Below are 23304 nucleotides of genomic sequence, written 5' to 3'. Positions count from 1 at the left end.
GATGGGGCCGGCCGGCCGATAGGGCATGCACGTTGCAGTGCGTCAGGGAGGAACGTCGTCGTGAGCAGCAGGCCATCCCGGGGCGCTGCTCGCCTCGCAGCCATACTCGACGCCCTCCCCGACGGCCTCGTGCTCGTCAATTGCAACGGCACGGTCGTCAACGCCAACACCATCGCCCTCGGCATGTTCGAGACCCCCGGTACCGCGCTCGTCGGACGCGGACTGCTCGATCTCCTGCCCGGCTTCGACTCCCGGCTCATCCCCGGCTCCATGCGGCGCCCCGAGGGCACCGACGAGCGCGGCCGCACCAAGCCCACCCGGATGATCGCCCGCCGCACCGACGGCAGCGAGTTCGCCGTCGAGGTGACCAGCGCCAGCCTGGAGGACGGCCGCGAGGCCTACGACTCCTACGGCGGCTACACCGGCGACGAGCTGCTCATGCTGGTCGTCCGGGACCTCACCGGCACCCTCGACACCGAGGCCGAACTCGCCCGCTCGCAGCGGCAGACCGAGATGATCCTGCGCGCCGCGGCCGAGGGCGTCGTCGGCACGGACACCGACGGCCGCGTCGTCCTCGTCAACCCGGCCGCCGCCCAGATCCTCGGCTACCGCGCCGGCGAACTCGGCGGCCAGGAGCTGCACCCGCTGATCCTCGCCAAGCGGCCCGACGGCGAGGCCTTCCCGTACGAGGAATCGCCGCTCGCGGACACCCTCAAGTCCGGTCGCAAGCACCGCGTCCGCGGACAGGTCCTCTGGGCGAAGAAGGGCGACCGCGTGCCGGTCGACCTGACGACCGCCCCGGTCCGTGACGGCGATCAGCTCGTCGGCGCGGTCATGACCTTCACCGACCGCAGGCCGTACGAGCAGCTGGCCGAGGAACACGCCGCCGAGATCAAGGAACTCACCGAGCGGAACGCCGCCGAACTCGCCGACCGCGCCGAGCGGAACGCCGCCGACCGGGAGGCGCAGCAGGAGCTGTACGCCTCGCTCGCCGCCCGGCACGAGCAGCTCACGGCCGTCCTCGCCGAGTCCCTGCGCGGCCCCCTCCAGGAGCTGCGCACCCAGCTGGGCGCCCTCGCCGCCGACGACGCCGGACAGCTCTGGCCCGAGGCCAACCAGGTCCTGCACCACCTCGCCGCCGGGTACGCCCGCATGACGGCGCTCGTCGACAACGTCCTCGGCTACCAGCGCCTGGACGCGGGCGCGGAGGTGCTGGACAAGCGCGTCGCCCTTCTCGACGGGGTCGTGACGGCCGGCATCGACGGGGCCGTCGACCTGATCGGTCCCGGCCGCGCCCAGTTCGCCGTGCACGCGCCGCCCATCGAGGCCGAGGTCGACGCGACCCGGCTCGCCACGGCGCTCTCCCACCTCGTCGCGGACGTCGCCGGCGTCGACGCGACCGGCAAGAACCGCGCCACCTCCCAGGGCTCCGGGCCGGCCGACTCCACGATCGTCGTCGCGGCCGCACAGCGCGGTGACGTCGTACGGATCGAGGTCCGCGGCCCTTACGCGGGCGGCGACCCGGTCCACGGGCCGGTCGTGCGCGGCATCGTGGCGGCGCACGGCGGTGTCGTGCAGACCCACGAGGTGCCGGGCACCAGCGGCGGCGCGTACGTCCTCGAAGTCCCGCTCGGTACGGGGCGGGGCACGGTCCCCGCGACGGAGCAGGGCCATCCGGGGGCGCAGGGCGGTCCCGGCGGCGTGCCCGCGCTCGGACCGGCCGGCGGGCGGACCGGTGGACCGGTCGGCGGGCAGGCGGGCCTCGGCCGGGAGGCTCTCGCGCTGCCCGCGCAGGCGTCCGCATCCGTCTCCGACCCCTCCGCCTCCTCCGGCAGTGCTTCGGTTCCTGCCGGCGCTTCGGTTCCTGCCGGTCCTGCCGATCCTTCGGGCCTCTCCGGGCCCTCCGGGCCCCTCGCGCCCTCCGCCGACTCCCCGGAGGCCTCCGGCGGGGGACGGCGGCGGGCCCGGCGCGGCTCCACGGACGCCTTCCTGGAGAGCTCGGTGGCCCCTGAGGGCGGTGCCGAGCCCAGTGGGCGTCGCCGTGCCCGTACGGGAGACGCGGCGGGCGGACCCGCCGAACTGATCCCGGCCCAGCAGAACTCGGGCGTGGAGCAGGCCGTTCCCGCCACCGGCCACGCCCCGGGCGGCCCCGGCGCCTCCGTCGTCGAGCCGACCGGCCGTCGGCGCGGCCGCCCCGCCGAGGGGTCCGTCGTGACCGCCGCCGAGGGTGCGCAGGGACGGGCCGCGCTCGGCGCCGCCGTGCCGCCCCAGGGTGTCGCCGTCGAGCCCTCGGGGGCTCCGTCGGCTCCCGCGCTCGCTCGCGCCCTGCCGGCGGTGGCCTCCCCCGAAGGTGCTCCCGAGGCGCAGCCGAGCGGGCGCCGTCGGCGTGCGCTCGCCGCCGCGCAGGAGCGGGCCGCGGCGGCCGAGGCCGGGCCCCGGACGCCGTTCGCGCTTCCGCCCGCCGATGCCGACCGTCCCGCCGAGCCGGATCCGGCGCCGTTCGCCGTACCGGGTGCTCCCTCCCACGTCGCCGGGCCGCTGCCGGTCTCCGACGAGGGCGGGCACGAGGCCCTGCGAGGCGTCCCCGGCGCCGGTCACACGTCCGCGCAGCACCCTCCGCACGCTCAGCCGCCGGCCGAGCCGACCGGGCGCCGCCGGGCCGTCACGCCCCCGCCGCCCGAGCCGCCGTCGCTGCCGTCGCAGCCGGCACCGCCGCAGGCCGAGCCCCGGAACAGCACCAGTTCCGGCTCCGGGACCGGATCGTCCGGCATCGCGTCCTCCGGCGCCGCGCCCTCCGGGACCGGCACCGGCTCCGTACCGCTGCCGCCCGAGCTGCCCATGCCGAAGGACTCGACCCAGGGACGGGCGTTCAGCGTGCGCACCCTCGGGCAGGGCGTCCCCTTCGTCCCGCCGCCCGCCGCGGCGACCCCGGCGGCCCCCGCCGTGTCTCCCGCCCCGGCGGCCCCCTCGGCCCCCGGCGCGCCCTCCAACGGCTCCAACGGCTCCGGCGGTTCCACCGGTTCCGGGCGGCGGCGCAGGCTCGCCACCCCGCCGGAGGCCGACCCGCCGGTCCCCGCCGCGCTCCCCGTACCGGCCCACGGCGAGGCCAGGCCGCACCCGCAGGCGGACACCTCGTCGCAGACGCCGTCGCGTGCGCCCGAGGGCCGCGCGTACGCCATAGGAGCACCCGCGGAGGGCTCCGACGAGGGTCCCGAGCCGCTCGACGGTCCCGGTGGCGCCGTGGAGGTCGCCAACCGGCCCGCGCCGCGCCCCGTCGACGACGAACTCCCCCCGGAGCCCCTCGACAACCCGCGTCGGCTGCTCGTCTGGCCCGCCCCCGACGTCTCCACCCAGCAGGCGCTGAGCGACCGGGGCTACCGGCCGGTGATCGTGCACTCCCGCGAGGAGGTCGACGCCCAGATCGCCGCCTTCCCGGCCGCGCTCTTCGTCGACCCGCTGACCGGTCCCATCACCCGTACCGCGCTCCAGTCGCTGCGCCAGGCGGCCGTCGCCGCCGAGGTGCCCGTGCTCCTCGCGGCCGGTCTCGGTCAGGCGACCCGGGAGGCCGCGTACGGCGCCGATCCGGCCGTGCTCCTCAAGGCGCTCGCCCCGCGCGACAGCGAGCAGCACCCGTCCCGCGTCCTCCTGATCGAGGAGAACGAGGACATCGCGGAGGCGCTCGCGGCCACCCTGGAGCGGCGCGGGATGCAGGTCGCGCGGGCCGCCACGGACACCGAGGCAGTCACGCTCGCCACCCAGACGCGACCGAACCTGGTGGTGATGGACCTGATGCAGGTACGCCGCCGCCGGGCCGGGATCATCGACTGGCTGCGGGCGAACGGGCAGCTCAACCGCACCCCGCTCGTCGTCTACACCTCGGTCGACCTCGCCGAGGAGGAGCTGCCGAAGCTCTCCTCGGGCGAGACGGTCCTCTTCCTCGCCGAGCGCTCGAACAGCACCGAGGTCCAGGCCCGGATCGTGGACCTGCTCGCGAAGATCGGCACCAACTAGCCGTCACGGACACGCGTACGGGGAGGGCTTCGTCACCGAAGCCCTCCCCGTACGCGGTCCTGCTTCCGGTCCCGTTTCCGGTTCCGGCGCCGGTGACTAGAGTTCCGTCACGTCCAGCTCGCCCTCCGCGTACTGCTTGCGGATGACCTTCTTGTCGAACTTGCCGACGCTCGTCTTCGGGACCGCCCGCACGATCGCCCAGCGCTCCGGGAGCTGCCACTTGGCGATGCCGCCCTCGTCGGCGAGGAAGGCCTTCAGCGTCTCGTAGTCCGCCGTGGCGCCGTCCTTGAGGACGACGGTCGCCAGCGGGCGCTCGCCCCACTTCTCGTCCGGCACCGCGACGACGGCGGCCTCGGCGACCTCCGGGTGCGCCATGATCGCGTTCTCCAGCTCGACGCTGGAGATCCACTCGCCGCCGGACTTGATGACGTCCTTGGCGCGGTCGGTGAGGGTGAGGAAGCCCTCGTGGCTGATCACGCCGACGTCACCGGTCTTGAGCCAGCCGTCCTCGCTGAACTTGTCCGCCGGGCGGATCGCCTCGCCGTCGATGCCGCCGAAGTACGAGCCCGCGATCCAGGTGCCGCGCACCTCCAGCTCACCTGCGGACTCCCCGTCCCAGGGCAGGTGTTCGCCGGCCGGGCCGACCAGACGGGCCTCGACGCCGGCCGGGAAGCGGCCCTGCGTGACGCGGTACGGCCACTCCTCCTCGGCGGTGAGGCCGTGCGGCGGGTGGGCCATGGTGCCGAGCGGGGAGGTCTCGGTCATGCCCCAGGCGTGGCAGAGGCGGACGCCGAGGCGGTCGTACGCCTCCATGAGCGCGGGCGGACACGCCGCGCCGCCGATGGTGACCTGGGACATCGAGGAGAGGTCGCGGGGGTTGGCGGTGACCTCGGCGAGCAGGCCCTGCCAGATGGTGGGGACGGCGGCCGCGTGGGTCGGCTTCTCGCGCTCGATCATGTCGGCGAGCGGGGCCGGCTGGAGGAAACGGTCCGGCATGAGCATGTTGATGCCGGTCATGAAGGTGGCGTGCGGCAGGCCCCAGGCGTTGACGTGGAACTGCGGGACGACCACCAGGGTGGTGTCCCGGTCGGTGAGACCCATCGATTCGGCCATGTTCACCTGCATCGAGTGCAGGTAGATCGAACGGTGCGAGTAGACGACGCCCTTGGGGTCGCCGGTGGTGCCGGAGGTGTAGCACATGGCCGCGGCCGAACGCTCGTCCAGCTCGGGCCAGTCGTACGTGGTCGGGCGGCCCGCGATCAGCTCCTCGTAGTCGTGCACGCGGGGGGCCGCGCCGTCCAGGACGGAACGGTCACCGGGGCCCGCGACCACGATGTGCTCGATCGTCGGCAGGTGCGGCAGCAGCGGGGCGAGGAGGGGGAGCAGGGAGCCGTTCACGAGGACGACCCGGTCGGCGGCGTGGTTGACGATCCACACCAGCTGCTCGGGGGGAAGACGGAGGTTGAGGGTGTGCAGGACCGCGCCCATGGACGGAATCGCGAAGTACGCCTCGACGTGCTCCGAGTTGTTCCACATGAGGGTCGCGACCCTCTGATCGCCGATGACCCCGAGTTCGTCGCGCAGGGCGTTGGCCAGCTGGTGCGCGCGTGCTCCGGCCTCCGCGAACGTGCGGCGCTGCGGCTCGGGCTCGCCCGTCCAGGTGGTGATGATCGACTTCCCGTGAATCGTCATTCCGTGCTTGAGAATGCGGCTCACGGTCAGCTGTACGTCCTGCATGGTGCTGTACACGGGGCGTCCTCCCGGTGGGCGCTACGTGGCAGAAAGGGTGTGGCGATTCTGCGCACGTACCGCTCGGTATGTCACTACCCGAGAGTACGGAAAATGCCAGTGATCACTGGCGTGAGTGATGCGTGGCGTCGATTTCTACCGTTATGCCGGTCTTCTTGCTTACTTTCTGCTTACTTCCTCGCGGGCCGGGGTCAGCTCGGGGTCCTCACGGAGCTTGCCGAGCGCCCTCGACACCGCGCTCTTCACGGTGCCGACGGACACCCCCAGGACCTCGGCGGTCTGAGCCTCGCTCAGGTCCTCGTAGTACCGGAGAACCACCATCTGGCGCTGACGCTCGGGCAGCTTCAGCACCGCGCGCCACATCGCGTCGTGCAGCACCTGCCGCTCGGCCGGGTCCGGCTCCGGGACGCCGGAGGGCTCGGGCAGCTCGTCGCAGGCGAACTCGTCGACCTTGCGCTTGCGCCACTGCGACGTGCGGGTGTTCAGCAGCGCGCGACGGACGTAACCGTCCAGGGCGCGGTGGTCCTCGATGCGCTCCCAGGCGACGAACGTCTTGGCCAGCGCGGTCTGCAGCAGGTCCTCGGCGTCACAGGGGTTGGCGGTCAGGGAGCGCGCGGTGCGCAGGAGCACGGGCCCACGCGCCCGTACGTACGACGAGAAGGTCGAGTACGACGCGTACTGCGAGGCACCGGCGCAGACGGGGCCAGAAGGTGGCGGAGTCATGACTCCACGCTATGAGGAGAGGGACGCCCGGCGGATCGGCCCCAGGTCCCGACCCGCAGTCCGCCTCAGGTTGTAGGGGTGGGGACGGCCCGACCTCCTCTGGGTGGAGAGCCCTCTCGGGGGCACCCTCAGGGTCGGAGTACGGGAGGCACCTCTTCCGCCGCCCGGACGGGATCCCCGGCCACGCGCAGGGCCGTGTCGGTGACACGGGCGACCGGCGCGTCCATCGCGTTCCGGTCGATGGCGAGACGGCGGCCGCCGTACGCCTCGGTGACGTTGCCCGCGTACTGGTGGATCCGGGCGTGCGGCATCCAGGCGTCCGGGTGCAGCACCGACTCGGTGTACAGCGCGGGCCGCCCCAGCCAGCGCGCGAACCACATCACGGCCGGCAGGTCCGGCGTCCCCGCCCGCCGCGCGGCCTCGATGTCCCGCACCCCCGTGTCGGCGCTGCTGTAGTACCCGGGTACGTAGCCGAGGCGACGCACCTCCCGGTTCCAGGCGCGGACGAAGGAGAGGGTGGTCGCGGTGCAGCCCGCGTCACCCGGCTCGTACGCCTCGATGTCGAGGTAGAGCGGACTGCTCACGTCCAGCCCCAGGGCCTGCGCTGCCCGTACGGCCTCGCCCCCCTCACGGGTGCCCTGGCTCACCGGGCTGCCGCCGATGGCGAACGGCCGCTTGGCGACGGCGTTCACACAGGGCGCCTGCGACCCGACGAACAGCGGCAGCAGTCGCCAGCCCATGGCGTGGGCGGAGGCGACCCAGGCGGGGTTCAGCTCCCGCTGGGTGGGGCAGCCGCGCCCCCGTCCGCCGAAGTAGATGCCGACGGCCCCGTACGGCGAACTGCGCCAGGCCTTCATCACGTCGAGGGACGGCGCCTCACAGGTGTCGAAGGCACGCCCGACGAAGGTCACGGGATCGGCGGGCCCGCCGGGTGCGGGCGCCGGCGCACCGGGGTGGCCGACGGGACGGGTGACGCGGTCGGGGATGCGGTCGGCGATGCGGTCGCTGGGGGGAGCGGCGCCGGGGGCGGGGGCGGCGGCCGGCACGCGGCCGGGATCGACGGCCGGTGCGGGGGCACTGACCAGGGCCGCCCCGGCCAGTGCCGCCACGACGGCCCCGACCACGATCCGCACCCTGGCCGTGCGCCGGACCCGGGTGCGGGCCCGGCGCACAGGAGACGGCGCAGACGGCGGGCGGGTCGTCGGACGGGCCGGGGACGAGGGCGGACGGGCCGGGGACGAGGGCGGCCGCGAGGTCGGTGAGGCCGCGCGCGTGGGCGTGGGCTCCGGTCCTGGTGCGTGTGTGCTCATGGCGCGAGTGAAGATCCGCCCGCCCCGTCCGGCCACCGCAGGGGCCGTCGCCTCAGCCGTCCGTGCCCAGGATCAACCCGGACGTGGGAACCCCCGTTCCCGCCGTGACCAAGGTCCGCTCCGCCCCGGGTATCTGGTTCACGGAGGTCCCGCGCAGCTGTCGTACCGCCTCCGCTATCCCGTTCATGCCGTGCAGATACGCCTCGCCGAGCTGTCCCCCGTGCGTGTTCAGCGGGAGCGCGTCCGCCGCGACGAAATCGGCCGCCTCCCCCGGACCGCAGAAGCCGAACTCCTCCAGCTGCATGAGCACGAAGGGGGTGAAGTGGTCGTAGAGGATGCCCACGTCGATCTCGCCCGGTGCGAGGCCGGAGGTCCGCCAGAGCTGGCGGGCCACCACCCCCATCTCCGGAAGCCCCGTCAGCCCGTCCCGGTAGAAGCTGGTCATCGCCTCCTGCTTCCGGCCGGCGCCCTGGGCCGCCGCCACGATCACGGCCGGCGGGCGCCGCAGGTCCCGGGCGCGCTCGACGGAGGTGACGACGACGGCCTGGCCGCCGTCGGTCTCCTGGCAGCAGTCGAGCAGCCGGAGGGGTTCGACGATCCAGCGGGAGGCGGCGTGGTCGGCGAGGGTGATCGGCTTCCCGTGGAAGTACGCGGCGGGGTTGCGGGCGGCGTGGCGCCGGTCGGTGACGGCGACATGGCCGAAGGCGTCCGGGGTCAGCCCGTAGGTGTGCAGATACCGCTGGGCGGTCATCGCGACCCAGGAGGCCGGGGTGAGCAGCCCGAACGGCAGCTGCCAGCCGAGCGCGACTCCCTCGGCGGAGGGCTCGCGCTGCTGGACTCCGGAGCCGAAGCGCCGTCCGGAGCGCTCGTTGAACGCCCGGTAGCAGACGACGACCTCCGCGACCCCTGAGGCGACGGCGAGCGCCGCCTGCTGCACGGTGGCACAGGCGGCCCCGCCGCCGTAGTGCACGCGCGAGAAGAAGGACAGCTCGCCGATGCCGGCCGCCTGGGCGACGGTGATCTCGGGGTTGGTGTCCATGGTGAAGGTGACCATGCCGTCGACGTCGGCAGGAGCGAGCCCGGCGTCGTCGAGGGCCGCGCGCACCGCCTCGACGGCGAGCGACAGTTCGCTGCGGCCCGAGTCCTTGGAGAACTCGGTGGCGCCGATGCCCACGACGGCCGCCCGGCCGCCGAGGCCGTCCCGGGTGCGGACGCTCATCGCGGCACCTCCACGGTGACCGTCCCCGTGACGTGGTGCCCGAGGCCGTTCGCACCGACGACCCGGACGTGCACGGTGGTCCCGTCGACCTCGGTGACCGTGCCGGTGAGCACCATGATGTCGCCGGGGTGGTTGGGGGCACCGAGCCGGATGGCGACCCTGCGGAGCACCGCGCGGGGGCCGAAGTGGTCGGTGATGTACCGGCCGACGAGGCCGTTGGTCGTGAGGATGTTCATGAAGATGTCCGGGGAGCCCTTCTCCCGGGCCAGTTCGGCGTCGTGGTGCACGTCCTGGTAGTCGCGGGAGGCGACGGCCCCGGCGACGATCAGGGTGCGGGTGATCGGGATCGTCAGCGGCGGCAGCTCGTCCCCGGGCTCGACGAAGGTCTCCGTGCCGGGCTTCATGACAGGTCTCCTTCAGCGAGCAGGTCGCCGAGTTCGGCGAGGAGTTCGGTACCGCAGCCGAGATGGGCGTCGAGCTGCCGGCCCCAGAGGAAGTGCCGGTGCACGGGGTGGTCGAGGTCCGCGCCCATGCCTCCGTGCAGATGCTGGCCGGCGTGCACGACCCGCTTCCCCGCCTCTGAGGCCCACCAGGCGGCCGTCAGGGCCGCCTCCCGGGCGTCCAGGTCCCCGTCGTGGCGCCAGGCCGCCTCGTAGGCGGTGACCCGGATGGTCTCGGTGTCCATGTGGGCGTCGGCGGCCCGCAGTTGCACCGCCTGGTGGGTGGAGAGCGGGCGGCCGAACTGCTCCCGTACGGAGGTGTACTCGACGGCCCGGGCGAGCGATCCGGCGCAGACCCCGGCCTGCAGCCCGGCGAAGGCGACCCGGGCGGCGGCGAGCACGTCCGCGTAGGCCCCCTTCCCGGGCCGCTCCCCTTCCACGGTCCCCTCCGCCTCCCCGAGCCGCTCGCCCGTCGCCCCGTCGAGGACGAGCCGGCCGGCGGACCAGGGGGCGGTGAGCTCGACGGGATCGACACGGGCCGCGTCCTCGGTGCGGACCAGCCAGAGGACGCGGTTCTCGTCGGGAACGAGGACATGGGTGGCGTCCCTGAGCCACGGCACCCAGTCCACGGCCCCGCTGAGCCGCCCCGCGCGCGAGGTGACGGCGCCGGACGCCGGGAAGGCGCCCGTCACCACCGTCGTACCGTCGCGGAGTCCGGGCAGGAGCCGGGCGCGCTGCCCGTCCGTCCCGTGCCGGGCGACGGCGAGGATCCCGTACACACAGGTCGCGGCGAACGGCACCTGGGCCGTGACGCGTCCCTGCTCCTCCAGGAGGAGGACCAGGCCGAGCAGGCCGGTCTCCTCGACGGAGCCGGGCAGCCCGGCGGCGCAGAGGGCCTTCCACAGCTCGGCGTCGCTGCCGGTGCCGGCCGCCCTGAGCCGCTCGTGGGTGGAGAGGTCGGCGAAGATCCGGGCGGCCAGCTCGCGGGCCGCCTCCTGCTCCTCGGTGGGGGTGAAGTCCATGTCAGTCCTCCCCTCCCGCGCGGAAGACGGGAAGCTCCAGCTCCTCGTCGACCCGCAGGAACTCCAGCCGCACCGGCATCCCGATCCGCACCTTGTCGTACGGCACCCCCACCACGTTGCTGACCATCCGGACGCCCTCGGCGAGTTCGACGAGACCGACCGCGTACGGCGGGTCGAAGGCCGGGAAGGGCGGGTGGTGCATCACCACGTACGAGTAGACCGTCCCGGCGCCGCTCGCCTCGACCGTGTCCCATGCGGGCGAACCGCAGTCGGCGCACCCCGGCAGCCAGGGGAGACGGAGGGCGGCGCAGTCGCCGCAGCGCTGGATGAGCAGCCGGTGCGCGGCCACGCCCTCCCAGAACCCGGCGTTGTCCCGGTTGACCACGGGCCGGGGCCGCCGGGCCGCCGTCCGCGGGCCTTCGGTCCCGGCGGGCTCCGGCCTCCGCGGTCGCGCGGCGGGCGCGTACTTGAGGATGCGGAAGCGGTGAGTGCCGGCCAGCTGCCCGCCGGCGCGGACGTCGGTCCGGGTGGTGACGAAGTGCCCGGACCCGAGTCTGGTGGTCTTGAGCGGTGACACGGACTCGATGACGGTGTCGAAGGCGATCTCGTCACCGGGCCGCAGCGGCCGCAGGTACTCCTGCTCGCAGTCGGTCGCGACCACCGAGGTGTATCCGGCCCCGTCGAGGAGGGCGAACAGCTCCTCGTGGGCGGAGGAGCGGTCCGTGTGCCCCGAGAGGCCACCCATCGTCCAGGCCTGGAGCATCGTGGGCGGAGCGACCGCGTCGGGCCCCCGGTAGGCCGGATGCTCGTCGCCCATGGCCTCGCACCAGTGCCGGATCATGGGCAGGTTCACCGGGTCCTTGCCGACCCCGGCCGTGGCGGCGGACCGCCCCGCGAACCCCGCGAGCCGCTCGTACAGCCCGTCCGGCGCCCCGTCCGGTCCGCGCCGCCCGTCCGGTCCGCGCTGCCCCTCGGGCCCGTCCGGTCCGCGCTGCCCGTCCGGGCCGTCCTGGTTCCGTGTGAGGGTCATCGCCGTCCCCTCCCCTTCATGCCGAGCCGCATCCTCGCGACGATCTCGCGCTGCACCTCGCTCACCCCTCCCCCGAAGGTGTTGATCTGCGCGGCCCGGTTCATGCGCTCCAGCTCACCGCCGTCGAACTCCCCCGGCGATCCCGCTCGCACCGTCCCCGGCCCACCCGCGATCTCCTGACATATCCGATACACCTCGACCGCCGATTCGGTTCCCACGAACTTCACGCCGCTCGCGTCCCCCGGGGCCAGCCGGCCGGCCCCCACGTCCCCCACCAGACGCCAGTTCAGCAGGCGCGTCGCGGCCAGCCGGGCATGTGCCTCGGCGGCTCGGATCCGCACCCACGGCTCGTCGATGCGACGCCTGCCCGTCACCGGATCGGGGGTACGGGCCCGGTCGAGCACGGCGGCGAAGAAGTCCTCGGCCTGCATGCCGATCGCGGCGAGCGCGACCCGCTCGTGGTTGAGCTGATTGGTGATGAGCCCCCAGCCGCCGTGCTCGGGCCCGACCAGGTTCCCGGCGGGGACCCGTATCCCGTCGTAGTAGGTGGCCGTGGTCGTCAGCCCGCCCACGGTCGCGATCGGGGTCCACGAGAAGCCGGGGGCGTCCGTCGGGACGAGGACGATCGAGATGCCCCGGTGCGGGGGCGCGTCGGGATCGGTGCGACAGGCGAGCCAGATCCAGTCGGCGTTCTGGGCGTTGGAGGTGAAGATCTTCTGGCCGTCGATCAGCCAGGACCCGCCGTCGCGGACGGCTCGCGTCCGGAGGGAGGCGAGGTCCGTGCCCGCCTCGGGCTCGCTGTACCCGATCGCGAAGACCGTCTCGCCGCGCAGGATCCGGGGCAGGAAGAAGGCCTTCTGCTCCTCGGTCCCGTAGGCCATGAGCGTGGGGCCGACGGTGTTGAGCGTGACCATCGAGACGGGGGCTCCCGCGCGGTACGCCTCGTCGAAGAAGACGAACTGCTCGTCGGGGCCGCGACCCTGGCCGCCGTACTCCTCGGGCCAGCCGAGTCCGAGGAGCCCGTCGGCGCCGATCCGGCGCAGCAGCCGTCGGTGGGCTTGGGTGTCGGTGGCGGGAGGTGGACCTCCGGGCATCAGGTCCCGGAAGTACGCGCGGAGTTCGGCGCGCAGCCGTAGCTGCCGCTCGGTCGGGGCGAGGTGCACGGCGACGGCCTCCCGTGGGACGACTGAGATTTCTGACTGTCCGTCAGATTCAGGACCCCTGTCAAGGTCGACGACCGACCGCGGCCGCCCGGGGGCACACGCGGGACGGCCTGTACGGCGGCACCGAAGTACCGCCGTACAGGCCGTCGTTCACACCGCGGTCACGCCCCCCGTCGGGCCGGCTGCCGTGCCGGGTCGGTCACCACCACGGGTTGAAGTTGACCACCGCGTTGTTCTGGGCGATGTGGGTGAAGGCGGAGCCGTTCACACTGGCCGTGTTGTTCTGGTTGGAGGCACCGGAACCGGTCGCCACCTGCTGCGTCGTGGTCGAGTTGCCGAAGTTGTCCCCACCCACGCCGCTGCCGACGATCGTGGCGACGCTCGTGTTCGATCCGTCGTCCGCGAAACCGCCGTTGTCGGCCTGGGCCACCCCCGTGAAGAGCGCGGCGGCGAGGGGCAGGGCGGCGGCAACGGCGAGGATGCGGGCGGTACGGATGCTTGCCATGTCTGTTCCTCCGGGAACTGAAAGCTGTTGCTGTGCACGGAACTGCTCTGAAGTTCTGTGAAGTACGGCCATTCCCAAGGCAGTTGGCCGACCGCCCCGGTCGTTCGTGCTCGACGTCGCGAATCCAGAGTTGCCCACCGAATCCCCGGCGAACCACCCCGGAGCGCCCGATTCCCCCGCAAGCGTGAGGACAAGCAGATAAACCCGGCGGTCTTGAGCAAAGGTCCAGCTCACCGGGGCGGACAGCGTTCAGGACAGAGGCAGCCCGTACGCCCCAAGAGAGGAAGCGTTCCGGCAGATTTCCCGCCAATCTCCCAGCCGGAAGATCACCACGGCGCGCCCCCGGAACACCGAGACCGAACGGACGGACAGAAGAACGCGCATGTTCGACCGCTCGGACGACGCTTGCCGGGAGTCCCGCTACGGAACGTCCCGGTCCCCCACCGCCGCCTCGAAGGCCGCGTAGGCCTGGGCGTCGAAGAGCACGAAGCGGACTTCCTCCACGTCCGTGGGGGTGGCTCGTACCGTCTCCACGGCGATGCGGGCGCCGTCGTCGATCGGCCAGCCGTAGATCCCGGTGGAGACGGCGGGGAACGCGACCGTCCGATCGCCCGACTCGTCCGCGATCCGCAGGGATTCGCGGTAGCAGGAGGCCAGCAGCTCCGAACGGTCCTCGTCGCGCGACCAGACCGGTCCGACCGTGTGGATCACGTGCCGGGCCGGCAGGCGCCCCGCCGTGGTCGCCACGGCCCGCCCGGTGGCCAGCCCCTTGCCGTAGTGCGAGCGGCGAAGATCCTGGCAGGCGGCGAGGATCTCGGGGCCGCCCTTGCGGTGAATGGCGCCGTCGACCCCGCCGCCGCCCAGCAGCGAGGAGTTCGCGGCATTCACGATCGCGTCGGCGGCCTCGGCCGTGATGTCCCCCTGCACGAGCACGATCCGCACCACGACACCACTCCCTCGTCCGGTCCCACACCCTTCCGGCGTCCCATGAAACCCGGAGAGCCGAGCCCGCCACACCCCGGAAAAGGGCGCCCCGGATGCGGATCCGGGGCGCCCTGACGCTCGCTTCGCGCCTCGCGCTACTGCTGGGGCGGGGCTCGCGCTACTGCTGGGGCGGGGCTCGCGCTACTGCTGGGGCGGGGCTCGCGCTACTGCTGGGGCGGGGGCTGGGGCGGAGAGTCCGGCTGCTGACCCGTGCCTCCCAGTTGCTCCCTGAGCTTCTCCTGGGCGGTGTCGACCTGACCGGTGTACTTGCCCTGCGTCTTGCCGTCGACGTAGTCGCCGGCCTTGTCGACGCCCTTGGAGGCCTGATCCTCGTGGCCCTTCAGCATTCCCTTGAGCTTGTCGAACACAGACATCCTGGCCCTCCTAGCCAATGTTCCAGCCCCTCCAGCATCACGGCACCACTCGGGTCCCGCATCCGCAGAAGAACCCGGCCGGGTCCCCGACCGGCCCGGAACGACGTCGGACCACCCCGCACAGACCCGGGACGGGCCCGGGGAAACGCGTCAGAAGCCCCCGCCCCGCAAGGAGTCCCCGCCCCCACACGCGAAGAAGGGGCGCCCCGGCATCCGGAGCACCCCTTCCGACCGGCGCGTTCGCCGGTCCACTGCGGTGGGTGTGGGATTTGAACCCACGGTGACATCGCTGCCACGACGGTTTTCAAGACCGTTCCCTTAGGCCGCTCGGGCAACCCACCCCGCGCCGGCGGTGTGTCCACGTGCGGCGCGGGGGACAGCCTAGCCGGTCAGCTGTCGCCGGTGCGTTCGCCGAGGGTGACCGTGGCGGTGGACGTCTTGCCGTCGCGCTCGTAGGTGATCTCGACCTGGTCGCCCGGCTTGTGGGTCCAGATCTCACTGATCAGGGAGGGACCGCTGTCGATCTGGTGGTCGCCGAAGCCGGTGATCACGTCACCGGCCTTCAGGCCCGCCTTCGCCGCCGGACCGTCGGGGGTCACCGAGGGGGTGCCGCCCGAACCCTGGGAGGCGATCGTCGCGCCCTCGCCCTGCTCCTGCATGTTCACCGTCGCGCCGATCACCGGGTACACCGGCTTGCCCGTCCTGATCAGCTGCTGCGCCACGTTCTTCGCCTGGTTCACCGGGATCGCGAAGCCCAGGCCGATCGAGCCCGCCTGGGACTGGCCGAAGCCGCTGCCGGTGGACTGGATCGCCGAGTTGATGCCGATGACCGCGCCGCCGGCGTCGAGCAGCGGACCGCCCGAGTTGCCCGGGTTGATCGACGCGTCCGTCTGCAGCGCGCTCATGTACGAGTTGCTGCCGCCCGAGCCGTCGCCGGACGCGACCGGGCGGTTCTTGGCGCTGATGATGCCCGTCGTCACCGTGTTCGACAGCCCGAAGGGCGCGCCGATCGCGATGGTCGAGTCGCCGACCGCCACCTTGTCGGAGTCGCCGAGCGGAAGCGGCTTCAGTCCCTTCGGCGCGTTCGTGAGCTTCAGGACGGCCACGTCGTAGCCCTCGGCCCGGCCGACGACCTGCGCGTCGTACGCCTTGCCGTCCGGGAACGTCACGGACAGCGTGCCGCCGTCCGCCGCCGACGCCACCACGTGGTTGTTGGTGACGATGTGGCCTTCCTGGTCGTACACGAAGCCGGTGCCCGTGCCGCCCTCGCCCTGCGAACCGCCCGACTTGGCCTGGATGGTGACCACGCTCGGCAGCGCCTTCGCGGCCACCGCCGCGACCGTGCCGGGCTCACGCTTGAAGGACGCCGGGGCCTCGCCGGAGGCGACCGTCGTGGAGCTGACGCCCTCGTCACCGCGCTGGGCGGCCCAGTAGCCGATGCCGCCGCCGATGCCGCCGGCGACGAGCGCCGCGACCAGGACCGCCGCCACCAGGCCGCCGGCCCCTCGGCGAGGACCCGCGGGGGCGGGGGACGCGGGCGGGAGCGGGGCGCCCCAGGCGGGCACGGTCGGCGGGGGCGGCGGCCAGCCGGCCCCGGCGGCGGCCGGGGTGGGCGCAGGGGTGTGGGCGTGCGCGGTCGCGGTCGGTTCCGGCGCGGGCGCCGGGGTCGCTTCCGGAACCGGGGTCTGCGCGACCGTCGGGGCGTCCGCCGGCGGGAAGGCCGGGGCGTCCGCCGGCGCGGCGGCCGGCGTCTCCGCCGAGGGAGTCGTCGGAGGCGTCGGAGGTGCCGGAGGGGTGGACGGAGTGGACGGGGCAGCCGGGTGGTCCGCCGGTACCGCCGTGCCCTCGTTCTCGGTGCTCACAGCTCGCTCTCCTCGTTGACTGCGTGGGGTGGGGTGGTGGTACCTACGGGTCACCCACGGGGTCCAGGGTGCTGCACCAGCTTTTCCCACAGGACGTCAGGCCGCCGTAAGGCGGAGCTGTGCGTTCACCCCCCTACCTTTATATACGGACAGAACGGACAGCTTCCGGTGTGCCCGCTCCGCCCCGCCAATGGCACCATGACGCCGTGACTCACGCACGGCAGCACCCGAACAGCGTCCCCCTCCAGGTCGTCGCCCACCGTGGAGCCTCCGAGGACGCGCCGGAACACACCCTGGCCGCCTATGTGAAGGCCATCGAGGACGGGGCCGACGCCCTGGAGTGCGACGTCAGGCTCACCGCCGACGGCCATCTCGTCTGCGTCCACGACCGCCGCGTCGACCGCACCTCGAACGGCCGCGGCGCCGTCTCCGCCCTCGAACTCGCCGATCTCGCCGCCCTCGACTTCGGCACCTGGAAGGGCCGCGACGACTCCCGCGAGAGCCCCGACTGGGGCGACCCGGGGTACACCTCCGTCCTCACCCTGGAGCGGCTCCTCGAACTGGTCTCCGACGCCGGACGCCGGGTCGAGCTGGCCATCGAGACCAAGCACCCCACCCGCTGGGCGGGCCAGGTCGAGGAGCGGCTGCTCCAGCTCCTCAAGCGTTTCGGCCTGGACGCGCCCGCGTCCCCCGCCGAATCCCCCGTACGCGTCATGAGCTTCTCGGCCCGCTCCCTGCACCGGATCGCCACCGCGTCGCCGACGCTGCCCACCGTCTCCCTCGCCCAGTTCGTCTCGCCGCGGCTGCGCGACGGACGGCTCCCCGCGGGCGCGCGCATCGCCGGGCCCTCGATCCGGATCGTCCGCCACCACCCGACCGTGATCCTGCGGCTCCAGAAGGCCGGGCACCAGGTCCACGTCTGGACCGTGGACGAGGCCGAGGACGTCGAGCTGTGCGAGCGCCTCGGGGTGGACGCGATCATCACCAACCGGCCCAAGCAGGTGCTCTCCCAGCTGCGCCGCGACTGAGCGGCGCAGTCGAGGGCCGTGCGGCCGTGCCGACCGCGATCCCCCGCGTTTCCCGCCGGCCTCTCGTCTCCCGTGTTCGCCGCCGACCTCGCGTTTCCCCTTTTCTCACCTCTTCTCGCCTCCTCAGCAGTCCCTTGAGCACCCTCTTCCCCTTGCGCCACAAGGCTTCACAGGACTTTCAGGGTGTGCACCGGCGCGTTCCGCGCCTACGCGATCGTCACGAGTGCCTCATCGCACACTGATTGGCCGGTTTCCGGTCCAGGCCATTGGGGCATCCACACGGTGGCGTGGGGCAAAGGAGGTCTCGGGGGTGGCGTTGGTGGTGGCACAGGAGGTGCCCACGTCGTCGAGCATGGCCGTACCCCATGGCCCTGCGGGCGTGGGTGAGGCGAGGCACCGGATGCGGGACGAGCTGTACCGCAGCGGGGTGTCCGAATCGGTCGTCGACGACGCGGTGCTGATCCTTTCCGAGTTGCTCAGCAATGCCTGCCGGTACGGCAGGCCGCTGGGGCACGCGGATCGGGGCGACGGAGATGTACGGGCGGCCTGGCGGGTGGACCCGGCGGGCGGCCTCAGAGTCGAGGTGACGGACGGAGGCGGTCCGACCCGGCCCGTTCCGGCGACGCCGTCGGTCACGGCACGGGGCGGCCGCGGGCTGAACATCATCAGTGCGCTCGCCCGGGACTGGGGTGTACGGGACAGCGCGACCGGCGAGGTCACCGTCTGGGTGGTGGTGACCGAGGGGCACCGCCGCGAGGACTTCGCGTCCCGCGTCGGCGGCGGCTCCCGCTTCGACATCCTGGACGCGTACGACGACCTGGATTGACGTCGCATGAGCCCGGCGGCCTGGACCGACACCGTACGAGCTCCCGGCGGGGTACGAGGCCCGGGCGGGCGTACGGGGTCCCGGCGGCGCGCACGAGGATCCCGGCCGCGGAACCCGATCCCGGCCCCGCGCCGCGCCCCGTGGCCGCTTCCTCTCCCGGGGGCAGCGGCCCGCCTGAGGGGCGTCGGTGCGCGGTACGGCTAGGCTCGCGCCCGGAACAAGCACCGCACCGCCGCGATCGGGAGAATGCCACACCATGGCCAAGAAGCGCCCCCAGACGAAGGCCGGCAAGACCGGTCAGGCACAGGTCACGAACGGGGAGATCCCGGTCGTCGGGGCGCGCGAGCCGTGCCCGTGCGGTTCGGGCCGCCGCTACAAGGCGTGTCACGGCCGGGCCGCCGCGCACGCCGTGACCGAGCTCGTCCAGCGCCCCTTCGAGGGCCTGGCCGGCGAGTGCGACTGGGTCGCGCTGCGCGAGCTGGTCCCCGCCGCCACCGTGCCGCTCACCCTCAAGGGCGGGCTCCCGGAGGGCGTTCCCTCCGTGACGCTCGCGACCGTGCTGCCGATGGCGTGGCCCGCGCTCCGCCGCGACGACGGCTCCGTGCTGCTCGCCCTGCAGAACGACTCCACCTCCGGCGACCTCGCCCGCGACCTCGCCGACACCCTCCAGCGCGCCCTGGAGACCGAGCCGGGCACTCCGGTCCCGCCGCGCCGCGTCCCGGCCGAGGGTCCGCGTCTGCAGGACCTGCTCGACGCCGACGCCACGTTCGCCCCTGAGGTCCACTCGGGCTTCGAGTTCTGGATCCCGCAGTCCGCGGACGGCGCGGACCCGGAGGTCGCCGCATCCCTGGAGCGGGCCAACGCTGCCGCGATCCCGACCGTGAAGCTGGCGAGCGTCGACTCGGCGTACTGGTGCGAGACCCCGGACAAGAACCACCTGCGCTGGGTCATGCCGTACCCGGAGGAGAAGCTCCTCGACGCGCTCGCCCGTCTCCAGGCCGCCGGCGGCACCTCCATCGGCGCGGACACCCGCCTCGTCGGTTCGTTCCGCGCGCACGGACTGATGGTGCCGGTCTGGGACCTGCCGACCGCGATGACCGCCGAGGAGTGCGAGAAGCCCGCCGCCGAGTTCGCCGAGAGGCTGACCGAGGCGCTCGCATCGGACGCTCCGCTCACCGCGGAGGAGCGGCGCGCGCGGGGTGGCCTCACGAACCGTCAGGTCACTCTCAGCTGATACCCCGCGCGGTATCGGTGACTGACAGACCGACCAGTCGGTGACTTCCGCCACAACCCGGTCTGCGGACGGGTAAATCCCTGTCCGAATAACCGAGATCGAATTTGCGAACAGCAGATCTCTTGTTACCGTTCTGGAAGCCCGGTCGCTGGTGCATCCCCCGTCGCCAGCGATCGGGCCTTTCCATGTCCGCTTCCGGCAGGCCCGGGGCGTCGACGCTCAACTTCCTTCACCGTCTGCCGTGTTGCTGCCCGCCCGCAACAGCAGCGGGGTGTCGTCCCCCTCGCCGGTGCCCGCGAATTCCGCTACCGCCCTATAGGCCGTGGCCACCCCCCGGGCCCGCTCCCTGGGCGTTTCACAGGTTCCCGGTTCATCCTGCGCGGCGACCGCGCAGCGGACCTGTACGGTCCGTCCGCCGGGTGCCATGAGGGTCAGAAACGCGTCGAGATTCTGGCCGGTCGCGTTCCGGTAGTAGGTACGCCCCCAGGTGTCGGGGCCCTCCGTGAGGACACAGGTCTGTGCCTCGACCCCCTCGGGAGAGGCGAGTTCCGGCCCACAGTGCGTGACCCGCTCCGGGGACGCCGGAACCGAGGGGTCGTCACGGGGAGTGACGGGGGCGCCGGACGCGCCGGACGTGCGGGACGCGCCGGACGTGCCGGGGGAGGCCGATTCGGCGGCGGGCTCCGTGCGGGGTCCCCGACCGATCCCCCCGAGCAGGTCCCCCGACTTCGCGTCGCCTGCGGCGGCCGCGCCGGCGGACCGTGCGGACCCGCCCGCCGCGGGCTCGCCCGTCGGCCCCGCGGTCGCGACCAGCGGCAGCAGCACGGCGACCGTGACGGCGGCCCCGAGTCCGACCACGCGGAGGTTCACCGGACCCATGCGTCCCACCTGCTCCTGCTCTGCTGGAGATCTTGAACGGTGGGGCGAACATAGCGGCGGCCGACGGGCGCGCGGTCGGCCGCGCGCCCGTTTCCCCGACAAGTGGGGCCAGGACACACCCGTTCGGGTGAAGGACGTCCCGCCGACCTGTCAGTACGCCAGTCGGCTCCCGCCGCCCGGTGTGCTCGTGCTCGCCTCCACCAGGGCGTCGACCACCGCTTCGACGTCGGGCAGCCAGGGGCGCGCCGAGCCCGCGAGCGGGGCCCGTTCCCATCGGACCTGTCCGGTGCCGGCGACCGAGGGCGGCAGGAGCAGATAGCCGCCCTCTCCGTGGAAGCGCAGCGAGCTGGGGACGCTGTCCTTCGCGTACAGCAGCTCGCCGAGCCGCTCGAGGCCGTACGGGGCGACGAGGATCGACCATCGGGTCGGGGTCGCGACCACCGGGCCGAGCCGCATGCCCATGGCGTCGAGCGCGGCGAGCGCCCGCGCTCCCGCGACTGCGGGCAGGCTGACCGCGCAGGGCGCGCCGCCGCCCGTGGCGAGCACCACCGGGGCGTCCGGGCGCCGGGTCCACCACCAGCGGATCATCCGCTCGTCGGTGGTGGCCGCGAGCAGTCCGGGGTCGTAGGGATGCGCGCCGGGCACCGCGCACTCGGGGTCGGGGCAGGAGCAGACCGCTCCCGCGGACGTGCGGGTCGTCGCTCTCAGGCCGGCTCCCGGCAGAACGGGCCAGTCCCATTCGACGGCGAAGGCGACCGCGGCGTCGAGCCGGGCGGTCCTCGCCTTGCGCCGGAACCGGAGCCTGCGTCGCCTTCCGAGGATCTCGCGCATGAGCGCTCGTTCCTTTCCGTTGAACGCCGAATCCACATCACACCATGTGCAGGACACTTCACCGTGCGTATCAGCGCGCGTACCGGGTCGGCGGGATGACGGCCCCTGTCGGAGCGGGGCCGGCCGTGCCGGAACCAGGTGGACCACATGGAAACCGGATGGAGCGGGTCAGTACCAGGTGGAGCCAGGTCAGAACGAGGTGGAGCCGGGTCAGCACCAGGGGCGGGTCAGAACACGTTCCCCGCCACTCGGTGACGGGCTGCGGCCTGCGGCATGTAGGACGCCGGGGTCCCGCGTCGCGTTCCGGGGCAGCTCCAACTGCCCCTGCCTGTCACCGATTACGTACCCAGCACGCTCGGAATGACGCGCTTTCAAACGACGCCAGTCGACCGCAAAAGGTGCACACCGAGGACAATTTTCGGCCAACTTCGCCAGGACTTCAACCCTCTCGCACGACCTCACGGACACCACAAGTCCCGTGGGGACAATGCTGGACATCGTTCCTCTTGTGCGTGTACATGTGGATGCATCGAGCGGCTCAGAATGACATGGGGGTTTGCGATGCTATGGCGTCAAACGCACCGGTCGGAAAGCCGACTGACATGAGCGCCCCACACATGCCGAAAGTGGCCGGAATCGATTCCACGGTTCCCGGGCCCCCGCACACTACGGCCCCGCTCCCCGGGGTCCCCGCGGCGGCAGCGCCCTCCGAACCGGTCTCCCCACCGGGAGCGCTGATCCAGGACCGGCTCGCCGCCTGGGTCTCCGACCTCACCACCCTCCACGAACTCACCGAGCGCCTCATCAGGACCTCCTCCCTCGACGAGGCCCTCCGCGAGGTGCTCGGCGCCGGCGCCGCCCTCGTCGGGGCACGCCGCGGCATGGCCGTCCTCGAACCGGCCGACGGACTCGGCCCCGCCTCCACCATCGGCCTCGGCCTCGCCCACGCGGACCTCGGCACGATCGAGACCGTCCCCCGCGGCACCAGCAGCTACGGCCGCCTCCTCGACGGCCTCCCCGATCCGGTCCACCCCGAGCGGGTCCCCGACCCGATCGCCATCCGCGACGTCCGCACCGAGGAGGGCCTCGACCCGCGTCACCGCGAGGTCGCCGCCCGCCTCGGCTACGCCGCCAGCTACGCCCTGCCCCTCGCCACCGAGGAGGCCGGCCGGCTGGGCGCCGCCGTCTGGCTCTACGACGAGCCCGCGGAGCCCACCGACCGCCAGCGCCACCTCATCGGGCTCTACGGCCGCTTCGCCACCGAGCACCTCGCCCGCCTCCTCCAGGTGGAACGCGCCCGCGTGCGGGTCGCCACGATCGCGGAGGAGCTGCTCCCGAGCCGGCTCCCCCGCGTCCCCGGTGTCCAGCTGGCCGCCCGCCACCGCACCGGCCCCCGGGGCGGCGGCGACTGGTACGACGCGCTGCCGCTGCCCGAGGGCGCCCTCGGCCTCGCCGTCGGCTCGGTCTCCGGCACCGGACCGAGCGCGCTGGCGGCCATGGGGCGGCTGCGCGCCTCCCTGCGGGCGTACGCGGTGATGGAGGGCGAGGACCCCGTCGCCGTCCTGTCCGACCTGGAGCTGCTGCTCCGGCTCACCGAACCGGCCCGCTCGGCGACCGCGCTCTTCGCGTACGCCGAACCGGCGCGGCGCCGGATCGTCCTCGCCGGGGCGGGGCACGCGCCGCCGCTGGTCATCGGGGAGCGCCGCACCGAGTTCGTCGAGACCTCGCTGTCCGCCCCGCTCGGGATGCTGTCCTGCTGGGAGGCACCGAGCGTGGAGCTGTCCCCGGAGCCCGGAGAAACGGTGCTTCTCTACACCGACGGGCTGCTTCGCCGTACCGGCGACGCCATGGACCGGGCTTTCGCGCGGCTCCACGCGGCCGCGTCGAGCGTGCCGAGGGCGGACCGGGGCGACCCGGGCGCCATCGCCGACCACGTCCTGCGGACCGTGCTGCCCGAGGGTCTCGACTTCGCCACGGACGGGGAGGACGTGGTCCTGCTCGCCGCCCGCTTCGACTGAGCCGCGCGGGGTGGCCGTCCGCGTGGGCACAGGTAAGCGGAGCGTGACATTCCGGTAATGGGTCTTCCGGCCCTGGGCCCCCTTCCGTACGACCGT

The 23304-nt window shown here is 73.3% G+C and carries 19 protein-coding genes and 1 tRNA gene; 5 read left to right on the top strand and 15 right to left on the bottom strand.

Annotated elements, in window-relative coordinates:
* The first annotated feature begins 60 nt into the window (after nucleotides 1–60).
* Complete coding sequence (locus tag OG392_RS18970) at nucleotides 61–4011, top strand: PAS domain-containing protein (RefSeq protein WP_329280938.1); 3951 nt, start codon at nucleotides 61–63, stop codon at nucleotides 4009–4011.
* Nucleotides 4012–4107: 96 nt separating this feature from the next.
* Here the strand turns inward: OG392_RS18970 and OG392_RS18965 are convergent, their stop codons facing one another.
* The 13 genes from OG392_RS18965 to OG392_RS18905 form a co-directional block, all read right to left on the bottom strand.
* On the bottom strand, nucleotides 4108–5760 hold the full coding sequence (locus tag OG392_RS18965) for a long-chain fatty acid--CoA ligase (protein WP_329280936.1): 1653 nt from the start codon (nucleotides 5758–5760) through the stop codon (nucleotides 4108–4110).
* A gap of 159 nt (nucleotides 5761–5919) precedes the next feature.
* Complete coding sequence (locus OG392_RS18960) at nucleotides 5920–6483, bottom strand: SigE family RNA polymerase sigma factor (protein WP_329280934.1); 564 nt, start codon at nucleotides 6481–6483, stop codon at nucleotides 5920–5922.
* A 128-nt stretch (nucleotides 6484–6611) separates the two neighbouring features.
* A complete protein-coding gene (locus OG392_RS18955; protein ID WP_443055080.1) occupies nucleotides 6612–7616 on the bottom strand; it encodes a DUF1906 domain-containing protein in 1005 nt (334 codons plus the stop codon).
* Between the two features lie 229 nt (nucleotides 7617–7845).
* Entirely contained in the window at nucleotides 7846–9012 is a 1167-nt protein-coding gene (locus OG392_RS18950; protein WP_329280930.1) for a lipid-transfer protein, read from the bottom strand.
* A complete protein-coding gene (locus OG392_RS18945) occupies nucleotides 9009–9416 on the bottom strand; it encodes a MaoC family dehydratase (protein ID WP_329280928.1) in 408 nt (135 codons plus the stop codon). Before OG392_RS18945 ends, OG392_RS18950 begins: the two co-directional genes overlap by 4 nt.
* The gene (locus OG392_RS18940; protein WP_329280926.1) at nucleotides 9413–10474 is read right to left on the bottom strand and encodes an acyl-CoA dehydrogenase family protein; all 1062 of its coding nucleotides are present in this window, start codon (nucleotides 10472–10474) and stop codon (nucleotides 9413–9415) included. Before OG392_RS18940 ends, OG392_RS18945 begins: the two co-directional genes overlap by 4 nt.
* A gap of 1 nt (nucleotide 10475) precedes the next feature.
* Nucleotides 10476–11504, bottom strand: coding sequence for a bifunctional MaoC family dehydratase N-terminal/OB-fold nucleic acid binding domain-containing protein (locus OG392_RS18935; RefSeq protein ID WP_329280924.1), 1029 nt, complete (start codon nucleotides 11502–11504; stop codon nucleotides 10476–10478).
* The gene (locus OG392_RS18930) at nucleotides 11501–12667 is read right to left on the bottom strand and encodes an acyl-CoA dehydrogenase family protein (protein ID WP_329280922.1); all 1167 of its coding nucleotides are present in this window, start codon (nucleotides 12665–12667) and stop codon (nucleotides 11501–11503) included. The genes OG392_RS18935 and OG392_RS18930 overlap by 4 nt, the downstream gene beginning before the upstream one ends.
* Nucleotides 12668–12866: 199 nt before the next feature.
* Complete coding sequence (locus tag OG392_RS18925) at nucleotides 12867–13172, bottom strand: hypothetical protein (RefSeq protein ID WP_329280920.1); 306 nt, start codon at nucleotides 13170–13172, stop codon at nucleotides 12867–12869.
* Nucleotides 13173–13592: 420 nt separating this feature from the next.
* Nucleotides 13593–14117: an O-acetyl-ADP-ribose deacetylase gene (locus tag OG392_RS18920; protein ID WP_329280918.1), complete on the bottom strand. Its 525-nt coding sequence runs from the start codon at nucleotides 14115–14117 to the stop codon at nucleotides 13593–13595.
* 203 nt (nucleotides 14118–14320) lie between these two features.
* Nucleotides 14321–14530, bottom strand: coding sequence for an antitoxin (locus OG392_RS18915; RefSeq protein WP_329280916.1), 210 nt, complete (start codon nucleotides 14528–14530; stop codon nucleotides 14321–14323).
* A 254-nt stretch (nucleotides 14531–14784) separates the two neighbouring features.
* Nucleotides 14785–14871, bottom strand: a tRNA-Ser gene (locus OG392_RS18910).
* A gap of 48 nt (nucleotides 14872–14919) precedes the next feature.
* On the bottom strand, nucleotides 14920–16392 hold the full coding sequence (locus OG392_RS18905; RefSeq protein ID WP_329280914.1) for a S1C family serine protease: 1473 nt from the start codon (nucleotides 16390–16392) through the stop codon (nucleotides 14920–14922).
* Nucleotides 16393–16598: 206 nt separating this feature from the next.
* Here OG392_RS18905 and OG392_RS18900 point away from each other — a divergent pair, with 206 nt between their 5' ends.
* The 3 genes from OG392_RS18900 (at nucleotide 16599) to OG392_RS18890 (ending at nucleotide 19480) form a co-directional block, all read left to right on the top strand.
* Nucleotides 16599–17420: a glycerophosphodiester phosphodiesterase gene (locus OG392_RS18900; protein WP_329280912.1), complete on the top strand. Its 822-nt coding sequence runs from the start codon at nucleotides 16599–16601 to the stop codon at nucleotides 17418–17420.
* A gap of 223 nt (nucleotides 17421–17643) precedes the next feature.
* Entirely contained in the window at nucleotides 17644–18246 is a 603-nt protein-coding gene (locus OG392_RS18895) for an ATP-binding protein (protein WP_329280910.1), read from the top strand.
* 256 nt (nucleotides 18247–18502) lie between these two features.
* Nucleotides 18503–19480, top strand: a complete 978-nt coding sequence (locus OG392_RS18890) for a DUF5926 family protein (protein ID WP_329280908.1) — start codon at nucleotides 18503–18505, stop codon at nucleotides 19478–19480.
* 219 nt (nucleotides 19481–19699) lie between these two features.
* Here the strand turns inward: OG392_RS18890 and OG392_RS18885 are convergent, their stop codons facing one another.
* Together OG392_RS18885 and OG392_RS18880 are read right to left on the bottom strand one after the other, a co-directional pair.
* On the bottom strand, nucleotides 19700–20359 hold the full coding sequence (locus OG392_RS18885) for a hypothetical protein (protein WP_329280906.1): 660 nt from the start codon (nucleotides 20357–20359) through the stop codon (nucleotides 19700–19702).
* Between the two features lie 150 nt (nucleotides 20360–20509).
* Nucleotides 20510–21190, bottom strand: a complete 681-nt coding sequence (locus OG392_RS18880; protein WP_329280904.1) for a bifunctional DNA primase/polymerase — start codon at nucleotides 21188–21190, stop codon at nucleotides 20510–20512.
* A gap of 566 nt (nucleotides 21191–21756) precedes the next feature.
* Between OG392_RS18880 and OG392_RS18875 the strand changes: the two genes are divergently transcribed.
* Nucleotides 21757–23208 (top strand): PP2C family protein-serine/threonine phosphatase, encoded by a 1452-nt coding sequence (locus OG392_RS18875; RefSeq protein WP_443054814.1) that lies wholly within the window; start codon nucleotides 21757–21759, stop codon nucleotides 23206–23208.
* Nucleotides 23209–23304 lie beyond the last annotated feature (96 nt).

It is taken from the genome of Streptomyces sp. NBC_00691 (genome assembly GCF_036226665.1).
Classification (GTDB): Bacteria; Actinomycetota; Actinomycetes; order Streptomycetales; family Streptomycetaceae; genus Streptomyces.
Note: the sequence above shows the minus strand (reverse complement) of the source record. Positions and strands in the feature narration are given on the sequence as shown.

What these genes read in the sequence shown, in the direction of transcription:
- OG392_RS18960 (WP_329280934.1), bottom strand. Translation starts at nt 6,483, where the DNA reads ATGACTCCGCCACCTTCTGGCCCCGTCTGCGCCGGTGCCTCGCAGTAC.
- OG392_RS18950 (WP_329280930.1), bottom strand. Translation starts at nt 9,012, where the DNA reads ATGAGCGTCCGCACCCGGGACGGCCTCGGCGGCCGGGCGGCCGTCGTG.
- OG392_RS18945 (WP_329280928.1), bottom strand. Translation starts at nt 9,416, where the DNA reads ATGAAGCCCGGCACGGAGACCTTCGTCGAGCCCGGGGACGAGCTGCCG.
- OG392_RS18940 (WP_329280926.1), bottom strand. Translation starts at nt 10,474, where the DNA reads ATGGACTTCACCCCCACCGAGGAGCAGGAGGCGGCCCGCGAGCTGGCC.
- OG392_RS18935 (WP_329280924.1), bottom strand. Translation starts at nt 11,504, where the DNA reads ATGACCCTCACACGGAACCAGGACGGCCCGGACGGGCAGCGCGGACCG.
- OG392_RS18925 (WP_329280920.1), bottom strand. Translation starts at nt 13,172, where the DNA reads ATGGCAAGCATCCGTACCGCCCGCATCCTCGCCGTTGCCGCCGCCCTG.
- OG392_RS18915 (WP_329280916.1), bottom strand. Translation starts at nt 14,530, where the DNA reads ATGTCTGTGTTCGACAAGCTCAAGGGAATGCTGAAGGGCCACGAGGAT.
- OG392_RS18890 (WP_329280908.1), top strand. Translation starts at nt 18,503, where the DNA reads ATGGCCAAGAAGCGCCCCCAGACGAAGGCCGGCAAGACCGGTCAGGCA.
- OG392_RS18885 (WP_329280906.1), bottom strand. Translation starts at nt 20,359, where the DNA reads ATGGGTCCGGTGAACCTCCGCGTGGTCGGACTCGGGGCCGCCGTCACG.
- OG392_RS18880 (WP_329280904.1), bottom strand. Translation starts at nt 21,190, where the DNA reads ATGCGCGAGATCCTCGGAAGGCGACGCAGGCTCCGGTTCCGGCGCAAG.
- OG392_RS18875 (WP_443054814.1), top strand. Translation starts at nt 21,757, where the DNA reads ATGGCGTCAAACGCACCGGTCGGAAAGCCGACTGACATGAGCGCCCCA.